The organism is Pseudotamlana haliotis (assembly GCF_008806375.1).
GTDB lineage: Bacteria > Bacteroidota > Bacteroidia > Flavobacteriales > Flavobacteriaceae > Pseudotamlana > Pseudotamlana haliotis.
The window spans coordinates 23,833-33,300 of the sequence record NZ_WAAT01000026.1; the positions used below are offsets into that span (position 1 = coordinate 23,833).

A 9,468-nucleotide genomic window follows, 5' to 3' on the forward strand; every position below is an offset into this window, starting at 1 on the left:
AAGATTTAAAAAGAATAAGATATGAAAACAATAGTTCATAAAGCAGATAGTAGAGGTTTTGCAAATCACGGGTGGTTACAGGCCAATCACTCCTTTAGTTTTGCAAGTTACCGCGATGCCAATAAAGATAATTTTGGGGCATTACGGGTATTAAATGATGATGTTATTGCCCCTAAAATGGGTTTTGGTACACATCCGCATGATAATATGGAAATTATTACCATTCCGTTAAAAGGCGAACTAAAGCATAGAGATTCTATGCATAATTCTTGGGAATCTATACACCCAGGAGAAGTGCAAGTGATGTCTGCCGGAACTGGAATTCAACATTCTGAGATTAACGGTTCTCAAGATGAGCATTTAGGCTTGTTTCAAATTTGGGTTATTCCTGACACGCGAAATGTAGAACCTCGTTATGACCAAAAATCTTTCAAAGAAGCCGATCGAAAAAATAAGCTTCAAACGCTTGTAACATCGATGGAAAACGAAGTTGACGGTGCATTGAAAATTCATCAGGATGCCAAAATTTCACGAATTGATTTAGGTGCTGGTCAAAGTTTTCAGTATGACTTAAAAAGTGACAATCATGGTGTGTATGTGATGGTGGTTTACGGAAAAGTAACGATTGAAAATGAAGTTTTAGAAACACGTGATGCCATTGGTGTAAGTGAAACAGGCGCGTTTTCGGCGAAAGCCAAAGAAGATTCATCACTTTTATTTATTGAGGTGCCCATGAGGTTTTAGTTAGTTTAACCATAACGCAAAAAATAACTTTGAATTAGAAATACATGATAAATCATCACGGCATTTATAATTAATGTATTTTTATCGCCAATAGTTGCATAGGTCGCAAATTTGTATGGTCAAAAAACTTATCATTTTCTTTTTATTGATTTCGAGTGGTGGTTATGCGCAAACACCAATTTTCAAGCAATTGGACTCGTTAGATTTTGTTGAGATTGTCGATAAGCTTTTTATAGATCATGATATCGAGAACTATTCCATACGTGTCTTTACGAACTATAAGTCTAAACAATTTCGTGTTAGCAATGACGATTTTAAATCCCGTTACGTGCCCAATAATAGGTATGGTGTGGGTTTTGGCTTCGCTAGTAGTAAGCTTTTAGTTGATTTTGCGTTTAATGTTAAGGGTAAAGAAGATGTAACACATCGTTTTGATTTACAAGGAACCACTATAATTGGTAAGAAAAATTATGTCAACTTTTATTTTCAAACTTATAAAGGATTTAATGTCAAAAATAATTACGGGGCCGACCCTGTTTTTAGAGATGATATTAGATCCTTTACTATGGGTATAAATGCTTTACGCACATTACCTGAAATCGAATTTTCCTTTTCAAAATTAAAAGCAGGTTTAGATCATTTAGATAAGAAATTTTATATCACTGGTGGTTTTGGGGCGTTTTGGTTTTATGATTATTTTTCGGCAGAGGATGATATTTTACCTGATAGTGCTGATTTACTTTTCAATGACCAAGCACATATTAAACGCTATAACAGTACGGCATTAGGGGTGTTAGGAGGTGTTTTAACTGTTTTTAAACTACCGTATGACCTCACCTTGTCATGTAATCTCATGCCTGGAATTGGTGGTGTTTATAAACATGTTACTTTACAAGACGACTCCTATAAACCATCAAACCACTTGCTATTTAAAGCCGATTATTCTATAGCTTTAGGCTACAATGTAGAGCGTTATTATTTAAGTTTTATTTATGGTGGCGGACTCTATTCAACAGATTTGGGTTACGATAATAATTATGCTTTTAACCTCACTAAAGCTAAATTAGCCATAGGTTATAAGCTTTCAGGACGCCGAAAAAAGAAACGTTTATAGAAATTAAATACTGTAAGAGTAGGGGTAATTACTTATAATTATATTTTTGTACCACGTCGTTTCCTTAGCATTATAATCACGAAAGCGATTAAAACACCAATACTGGCCATGGCAGCACCAACCCAATCAGCTGAAGTGTACCCGTAACCCATAGCAATAGGAATTCCCGCAAAGTAAGCCCCGGAAGCATTACCCACATTAAAAGCACTTTGATTAAGTGAAGAACCTAAGGTTTCGGAACCTTTAGAAGCATTAATAATAGCCATTTGAATAGGGGTTGATAAACAAAAAGTTACCGTTCCAATGATGAAAGTCATCACTAAAACCAGAATCTTATCGGAAGCTAGAAAGGTGTTTAATGATAAACTCAAGACCATACAGAGTAGAATGATGATGATAGCGTAAATGGGTGAGAATTTTTCAGCGAGTTTAGCACCTATGAAATTTCCAATGACCATGCCCAAACCTGCTAAAATCATGGCCACCGATACCATTTCTGAAGTATGGCCAGCAACATCGGTAATTAATGGGGAAATATAACTATACCAGGCAAAAAATCCACCGGTTCCTATAGTAGTTAGTAAAATAATGAGCCAAACCTCTAAACGCTTAAAAATTTGAAATTCTTCGGTAAATTTGGTTTCCGAAGATTGCTTTATAACGGGCATCCAAAACTTCAGACTTAAAAGCGTTAGAAGCCCCATAATACCAACCATGTAAAACGAAACACTCCAGTTAAAATGCTTTCCAAGGAAAGTCCCCAGCGGCACTCCTAAAAGATTAGCAAAAGTGAGGCCACTAAACATGATAGCAATGCCTTGTCCTGCTTTACCTGGTTTTGATAATTTTCCAGCAACTACAGCACCAATTCCAAAAAAAGCACCATGGGGTAGAGCAGCTAAAAACCTTAAAATTATGAATGACGTGTAACTTGTTGCAAAAGCAGATAAAGTATTGAATACTGTAAACCAAAACATTAAGCCTAAAAGCACTTTGTGAGCAGGCCATTTACTAGCAATTACAGTTAGGGTTGGAGCGCCAATAACTACGCCTAATGCATAGATAGAGATAAAATGACCAGCTTCAGGAATAGTAATATCGAAAGCCGTTGCAATTTCTGGTAAAATACCCATGATTACAAATTCGGTTAACCCGATACCAAATCCACCAATCGCTAAGGACAAAAGCGCTTTATTCATTCAAGTTTATATCTGATCATTTATAAAGGCGCAAATGTAATTAATTTTAGTTGTTGCTTGCTAGTTATTGGTTTTTGGATGCTTATTCTGGTGGAAATTATTACACTGAGCTATGCCGAGATTTTACAGGTTTTATTTGTGTACCACCATTTGCATTTTCGTGGTAAATAAGATTCTTAAACCAAGAAACTACTAGAATTTTTACTTTGTGGGATACAAAACAGATAAATTGATAGAAAAACAAATAAAAGAAATCATAATCTCTTGATAAATTACTCTTAAAAATGCGATATTTGTTTTCAAAATTCACGTGAGGGCTATTTGCACCCCCTTTTTTATATAAAAGACACCATGGGACCTATTAAGTTATGTACTTAATGAAATAGCTAAGCGTTCTAACTAGATAATATATTATGGCAATGAATAAAAACACTGTGTTAGCTTGGGCTACATGGATTATGATATTAGTAGGATTAGCATTAATTGCTCTTGGAGCATTTAGATATAACGATGTCGCTGGCTGGGGCTTTGCAGCCGTAGGAATTGGTTTTTTTGCTGTGGCATGGGTGTTTAACGCTTTAAAAGGGCGCGTTTAATAGGATTTAATAATACCGTAAATTTACTTTTATAATGAGTGACGATAAAAAAATAATATTCTCAATGTCTGGGTTAACCAAGACATTTCCTAGTGCCAACACACCGGTACTTAAAAATATATACTTGAGTTTTTTCTATGGAGCTAAAATTGGAATTTTAGGTCTTAATGGATCAGGAAAATCTACACTTTTAAAGATTATTGCTGGCGTTGATAAAAACTATCAAGGTGATGTGGTTTTTTCTCAAGATTACTCGGTGGGATATCTTGAACAGGAGCCTCAGTTAGATGAAAATAAAACCGTGATGGAAGTGGTTCGTGAAGGTGCTGCCGAGACTGTAGCTATTCTTGATGAATACAACCAAATTAATGATAGTTTTGGGTTAGAAGAAGTGTATTCTGATGCTGACAAAATGGAAAAACTTATGGCACGTCAGGCTGTACTTCAAGATCAAATTGATGCGGCTAATGCTTGGGAGTTAGATACCAAGTTAGAAATTGCCATGGATGCCCTAAGAACGCCAGATGGTGATAAAAAAATAGGCGTGCTGTCAGGTGGTGAAAAACGTCGTGTAGCCCTTTGCCGTTTGCTTCTAAAGGAACCAGATGTATTACTTTTAGATGAGCCTACCAACCACTTGGATGCCGAATCTGTACATTGGTTAGAGCAGCATTTAGCACAATATAAAGGAACTGTAATTGCTGTAACACACGATAGATATTTCTTAGATAATGTGGCAGGTTGGATTTTAGAGTTAGACCGTGGTGAAGGCATTCCTTGGAAAGGAAACTACTCGTCTTGGTTAGATCAAAAATCCAAACGTATGGCACAAGAGGGTAAATCAGCTTCTAAACGCCAAAAAACGTTAGAACGTGAGTTAGAATGGGTTAAACAAGGCGCAAAAGGACGTCAAACCAAACAAAAAGCGCGTTTAAAAAACTATGATAAGTTATTGAGTCAAGATCAAAAACAACTTGATGAAAAACTTGAAATATACATTCCTAACGGGCCACGTTTAGGGACTAACGTTATTGAAGCCAAAGGAGTTTCTAAAGGTTATGGTGATAAATTATTATACGATGATTTAAACTTCAACTTACCACAGGCAGGAATTGTAGGTATTATTGGTCCGAATGGTGCTGGTAAAACTACCATTTTCAGAATGATTATGGGTGAAGAAACACCAGACAAAGGTGAGTTTACCGTTGGTGAAACGGCTAAAATCGCTTATGTAGATCAGAGTCATTCCAATATAGATCCAGAAAAAACCATTTGGCAGAATTTTAGTGACGGACAAGAATTGATTTTAATGGGCGGTAAGGAAGTCAATTCAAGAGCCTATTTAAGTCGTTTTAATTTCTCTGGTGGTGAACAAAATAAAAAAGTAAGTTTATTATCAGGTGGTGAACGTAACCGTTTGCACCTGGCCATGACTTTGAAAGAAGAAGGTAACGTTTTACTTCTTGATGAGCCTACCAATGATTTAGATGTTAATACACTACGTGCCCTAGAGGAGGGTTTAGAGAATTTTGCAGGCTGTGCTGTGGTGATTTCACACGACAGATGGTTCTTAGATAGAATTTGTACGCATATCTTAGCTTTTGAAGGCGATTCTGAAGTGTATTTCTTTGAAGGTTCTTTCTCAGAGTATGAAGAGAATAAGAAAAGTAGATTAGGCGGAGATTTAACGCCAAAACGTATCAAATACAAGAAATTAATAAGATAATTTATTAAAAGCGCTCACTGAAAAGTGAGCGTTTTTTTATTACGGTTATTTAAAATGAAGCGTGGTATTACTTTTCACCGTACATGTGCCCATCGGTGAAATCTTCGTAAGGTTTGTTGTCCTGATCTAATTCTTTATTCATTTTATCATTCAAGGCCTCTAATCGTTCATTTTCTTTATTTAAGAGATAAGATTTTCTTAAGACGATTAGTAATAAAACACCAAAGAAAATAAATATTATAATTAATATATTTATAATTCCGAAAGATTCAGATAAAGCTAGATTTAAATAAGGAACTGCAAGTTCAATAAATGACATGAGAGATTTAAGTATGTTGTTTAGTATGCCAAATATAGTTTAATATATTGATTAATAATAAGATGAGCTGGTTTTATGACTTTAGAATGTTCGAATCAAATAAACAAATTCTAAAAAAATAGATACATCTACAAAACACCGTTAAATTTGAGTAGATAAAAATGAAGAATAATATGGCAAATAATCACGTAAAAAACATGGAAAGCAGCTTGCTTTCAGATAACTATTATATCCTCAAAAAGTTTAGTTTCGATTTTTTAATGTCTAATGGTGAATGGGTAAATCAAATGCGTGAGGTTTATGATCGCGGTGATGGGGCCGGAATTTTACTCTATAATAAGGAAAAGAAAACGGTTGTCTTAACCAAGCAATTTAGAATGCCAACCTATTTGAACGAAAATAAAGATGGCATGCTGGTGGAAATTTGTGCAGGGATGTTAGATAAAGATAACCCTGAGCAATGTGTGATTCGTGAAACTGAGGAAGAAGTAGGTTACCGATTAAAAGAAGTTAAAAAGGTTTATGAGGCTTATTCATCTCCAGGAGTTATGACGGAGAAAATGCATTTTTTTATTGGTGAATACACCGATGATATGAAAGTTAGTGACGGTGGCGGGGTAGAAGACGAGCACGAAGATATTGAAGTGCTAGAAATACCTTTTGAAGAAGCAGTAAGGATGCTGAATCATGGAGAGATTGTAGACACAAGGACGATTGTGCTCTTGCAATATGCCCAAATTCATAAATTAATAGAATAATTTTAAAGCAACCAATTATGGCGGTTAATCATCATGATAAATACATTTTCGAATCTGAGAGGCTAGGGTTTCGTAATTGGGAAAGAAGTGACTTGGTTACCTTTTCAGAATTAAATGCAGATGCAGCCGTTATGGAATTTTTTCCGAAAACGCTAACTACTGATGAAACGGCTGAGTTTATTGAACGTCTTCAAAAGCATTTTATGAAAAATGGGTATAATTATTTTGCCACCGAAATTTTAGAAACGGGAGAATTTATTGGTTTCATAGGTTTAGCTTATCAAGATTATGATACCGATTTTACACCCGCTACAGACATTGGTTGGCGGCTAAAAAAGAGCGTATGGCGACAAGGTTATGCTACTGAAGGCGCAAAAAGGTGTCTCGAGTTTGCCTTTGAAACTTTGAAACTCAAAAAAATTATAGCAACCTGTACAGTTCAAAATTTTAAATCGGAACTCGTCATGAAAAAGTTAGGAATGGGAAAACGTATAGTTTTTAATCATCCAAAACTAAAGGACTATCCTCAATTTGAAAAATGCCTTTGTTATGAAATCACTAAAGCAGACTATAATGAAACTGTAAACCACTAATATTAAACCCCTTTAATAAAGTCCGTTATTAAACAAGTATGGAGTTTTCCAACCTGATTGGCTTTCTTTTTTGTTGGAGCAGCTTCGCACAAATGTAAATACACCACATTTTTTTGTTTCGCGAAATGATTGAGAAATTGTCTCGTTTGTTTCACGCTAAACCCGCTAGGCGTCATGGCACTACTTGGTATGTTTTCAATAGCATCACAGTCAATTTCAATACCAAAAGCATCATCACAAATAAATGAAGACGCACGATTGAGTTCTTTTTTGAATTTTAATTCTTGTCTAACCTCTAAAGCTTCGAAAGTGTTATATTTTAATTGTTTCGAATTATCTAAAGTTTTAAAAATACGAGCTGAAGTGTAGTTTTCATGTAATCCGAAAACAAAGTAATGATCGAGAAAGCCTTCTGCGAAAGCGTAACTAAATCCGTTACCGCTATGACGCCCTTCCTCATCACGAAAAACAGAATGCGCATCAAAATTAATCACATTTAAAGACTGGCCTAAAGCTAAACTAGAACCTTTTATGTTTCCGTAGGCATTGTTATGTCCACCACCGATAATTATCGGTTTTTTACCGGCTAAAATGATTTGATAAATGAGCTGCGAAACGTAGCTGTCTATTGTTTCTACTAGGTCTCTAGCTTTTATGATATCTTTCTTTTTCGAAGGGTTAAGACTTTCAAGGGTTTTTAGTTCTGAAGAAAAATCTAAATGCCCTAATACCAAAACTTGATTGGCTCGAGTGAAGTCATTACTTTGTATGTTTAATAGGGTTTTTAAGGTGGTTTCCCAAGTTTTTGAAGTACCAGTTTTACCATGATTTGCAAAAACACCAACATCTTCAGGGAGCCCTAAAATTACAAATTCAACATCTAAATTTGAAAGTTGTTCGTATATGTTATTGATGTGAGGTAGCATTTTTATATGCTGACCGAACTTGGATTCACCCAACCGTTTGTTTAGTAGTTTGTTACGAGTAATACTGTTAAATAAAATTAGTTTATCCATGAAAGCATCATTTGAATATTAAAAATACATCATAAATTTTTTATAACCTTAATAAACCAAAAATTAAAAATTCGTTTAACTTTATCGAAATTAAAACAACAAAATTATGGAAAATAACAAGACAAGTTCTGGATTAAAAATTGCTTTAGGAATCGCTATCGTTTTATTTTTAGGAACTGCATTTTATACCATGAACCTTTATAAGCAGTCGAAAGACGACAAAGAAGAGTTGGTAGAACAAAAACAATTAGTCATGAATGATTTAAATGCCATGGCTAAACAATATGATGAAGCTATTAGTGAAAGTGAAATCACTAACAATAACTTAATTGAAGCGAGAGAACGTATTCAAGGTTTAATGGATTCATTAGAAATTTCTGAAACCAATGTAAAAAGCTTATGGAGATATAAGCAAAAATATGTGTCACTGCAAAAAGAGATGGATGCTATTTTAGCTCAGAATGATTCGTTAAGAATTGAAAATTCATATTTAGCAACATCTTTAGATAGTACGCGTGTACGTTTAGAAGAGCGCACTGTTTTCACAGATTCTTTATTAGTTCAAAACAATGCTTTGGCAGAAGTTGTTGAAAATGCTTCTATCTTAAATACTTTAGATTTAAAAGGATCTGGTGTGATTGAAAGAACTTCGGGTAAAGTTATTCCAACGGAACGTGCTAGACGTGCAGATAAAATTCGTGTATGTTTTACTGTTGCAAAAAATGCTTTAGTTCAAGCTGGAGACCAAGAATTATATGTTCAAGTTATCGACCCTAAAAGCAATACTTTAGGATTGAATGAACAAGTAGAGTTTGAAGATAAAATTTTAAACTATAGTATTATTAGTAAATTCAACTACGAAAATGCGAACTTAAATATTTGTGAGTTCGTTGCTATTGGCGAGGATGAAGATTTTGAAAAAGGACGTTATGTTGTAAATGTTTTTAATCAAAAAGATTTAGTGTCTACTTCAGAGTTTACTTTGAAATAAAAAGACACTATATATACACTTAAAGTTAAAACCTCAAGCTTATGTTTGAGGTTTTTTTATACCAAAAATATTTTGAGTTTGAAATACGACCGCACCTAACAAAAAGTTGTATTATTTTTATCTATATTTAAACTAATATTAGCCCAAGTTATTTTGATGTTACAGTCCCTCTAGATGTCTTAATAATAGTTTCAATTTGAAAATATTATGAATTCCAATCTTACTTTTTTAAACACTTTTTTAGACGTTTCAGAGGAAACCTACGAGAAATTATTGAGTATTTCAACTGTGAAAAAACTTAAAACTGGAACTCAAATCTCTAAAACAGGTGAGGTTCCAACCAAGGTTTATATGCTGGTTTCGGGTATGATGTGGACTACCTAATAAATTTGGTACTATTTTATATTAAGCA

The 9,468-nt window shown here is 34.4% G+C and carries 11 protein-coding genes; 8 read left to right on the forward strand and 3 right to left on the reverse strand.

Translation table 11 applies throughout. The features are described 5' to 3' along the window. The first annotated feature begins 21 nt into the window (after positions 1–21). Positions 22–744 (forward strand): pirin family protein, encoded by a 723-nt coding sequence (locus F6U93_RS04025; RefSeq protein WP_150937083.1) that lies wholly within the window; start codon positions 22–24, stop codon positions 742–744. A gap of 115 nt (positions 745–859) precedes the next feature. After that, positions 860–1,858: a DUF4421 family protein gene (locus tag F6U93_RS04030; protein ID WP_150937085.1), complete on the forward strand. Its 999-nt coding sequence runs from the start codon at positions 860–862 to the stop codon at positions 1,856–1,858. A 38-nt stretch (positions 1,859–1,896) separates the two neighbouring features. Here the strand turns inward: F6U93_RS04030 and F6U93_RS04035 are convergent, their stop codons facing one another. Next, on the reverse strand, positions 1,897–3,057 hold the full coding sequence (locus F6U93_RS04035) for an MFS transporter (RefSeq protein ID WP_150937088.1): 1,161 nt from the start codon (positions 3,055–3,057) through the stop codon (positions 1,897–1,899). A 413-nt stretch (positions 3,058–3,470) separates the two neighbouring features. Here F6U93_RS04035 and F6U93_RS04040 point away from each other — a divergent pair, with 413 nt between their 5' ends. Beyond that, entirely contained in the window at positions 3,471–3,653 is a 183-nt protein-coding gene (locus F6U93_RS04040) for a CAL67264 family membrane protein (RefSeq protein ID WP_150937090.1), read from the forward strand. Between the two features lie 34 nt (positions 3,654–3,687). Beyond that, the gene (gene ettA, locus F6U93_RS04045) at positions 3,688–5,379 is read left to right on the forward strand and encodes an energy-dependent translational throttle protein EttA (protein ID WP_150937092.1); all 1,692 of its coding nucleotides are present in this window, start codon (positions 3,688–3,690) and stop codon (positions 5,377–5,379) included. Positions 5,380–5,446: 67 nt separating this feature from the next. Here ettA and F6U93_RS04050 read toward each other — a convergent pair whose 3' ends face one another. After that, entirely contained in the window at positions 5,447–5,698 is a 252-nt protein-coding gene (locus F6U93_RS04050; RefSeq protein ID WP_150937094.1) for a hypothetical protein, read from the reverse strand. A gap of 173 nt (positions 5,699–5,871) precedes the next feature. Between F6U93_RS04050 and F6U93_RS04055 the strand changes: the two genes are divergently transcribed. Both F6U93_RS04055 and F6U93_RS04060 read left to right on the forward strand, forming a co-directional pair. Further along, entirely contained in the window at positions 5,872–6,456 is a 585-nt protein-coding gene (locus tag F6U93_RS04055) for an NUDIX domain-containing protein (protein ID WP_150937096.1), read from the forward strand. A gap of 17 nt (positions 6,457–6,473) precedes the next feature. Further along, entirely contained in the window at positions 6,474–7,049 is a 576-nt protein-coding gene (locus tag F6U93_RS04060) for a GNAT family N-acetyltransferase (RefSeq protein ID WP_150937098.1), read from the forward strand. A 2-nt stretch (positions 7,050–7,051) separates the two neighbouring features. On the opposite strand, the gene F6U93_RS04065 is transcribed toward F6U93_RS04060, so the two are convergent. Further along, on the reverse strand, positions 7,052–8,065 hold the full coding sequence (locus F6U93_RS04065; protein ID WP_150937100.1) for a formimidoylglutamase: 1,014 nt from the start codon (positions 8,063–8,065) through the stop codon (positions 7,052–7,054). 106 nt (positions 8,066–8,171) lie between these two features. On the opposite strand from F6U93_RS04065, the gene F6U93_RS04070 reads away from it, so the two are divergent. Both F6U93_RS04070 and F6U93_RS14590 read left to right on the forward strand, forming a co-directional pair. Continuing rightward, entirely contained in the window at positions 8,172–9,056 is an 885-nt protein-coding gene (locus tag F6U93_RS04070; RefSeq protein ID WP_150937102.1) for a chromosome partitioning protein ParA, read from the forward strand. 207 nt (positions 9,057–9,263) lie between these two features. Continuing rightward, complete coding sequence (locus tag F6U93_RS14590) at positions 9,264–9,440, forward strand: cyclic nucleotide-binding domain-containing protein (protein ID WP_191963450.1); 177 nt, start codon at positions 9,264–9,266, stop codon at positions 9,438–9,440. The last annotated feature ends 28 nt before the right edge of the window (positions 9,441–9,468 follow it).

What these genes read in the sequence shown, in the direction of transcription:
- F6U93_RS04070 (WP_150937102.1), top strand. Translation starts at nt 8,172, where the DNA reads ATGGAAAATAACAAGACAAGTTCTGGATTAAAAATTGCTTTAGGAATC.
- F6U93_RS04065 (WP_150937100.1), bottom strand. Translation starts at nt 8,065, where the DNA reads ATGGATAAACTAATTTTATTTAACAGTATTACTCGTAACAAACTACTA.
- F6U93_RS04060 (WP_150937098.1), top strand. Translation starts at nt 6,474, where the DNA reads ATGGCGGTTAATCATCATGATAAATACATTTTCGAATCTGAGAGGCTA.
- F6U93_RS04040 (WP_150937090.1), top strand. Translation starts at nt 3,471, where the DNA reads ATGGCAATGAATAAAAACACTGTGTTAGCTTGGGCTACATGGATTATG.
- F6U93_RS04050 (WP_150937094.1), bottom strand. Translation starts at nt 5,698, where the DNA reads ATGTCATTTATTGAACTTGCAGTTCCTTATTTAAATCTAGCTTTATCT.
- F6U93_RS04025 (WP_150937083.1), top strand. Translation starts at nt 22, where the DNA reads ATGAAAACAATAGTTCATAAAGCAGATAGTAGAGGTTTTGCAAATCAC.
- F6U93_RS14590 (WP_191963450.1), top strand. Translation starts at nt 9,264, where the DNA reads ATGAATTCCAATCTTACTTTTTTAAACACTTTTTTAGACGTTTCAGAG.
- F6U93_RS04035 (WP_150937088.1), bottom strand. Translation starts at nt 3,057, where the DNA reads ATGAATAAAGCGCTTTTGTCCTTAGCGATTGGTGGATTTGGTATCGGG.
- ettA (WP_150937092.1), top strand. Translation starts at nt 3,688, where the DNA reads ATGAGTGACGATAAAAAAATAATATTCTCAATGTCTGGGTTAACCAAG.
- F6U93_RS04030 (WP_150937085.1), top strand. Translation starts at nt 860, where the DNA reads ATGGTCAAAAAACTTATCATTTTCTTTTTATTGATTTCGAGTGGTGGT.
- F6U93_RS04055 (WP_150937096.1), top strand. Translation starts at nt 5,872, where the DNA reads ATGGCAAATAATCACGTAAAAAACATGGAAAGCAGCTTGCTTTCAGAT.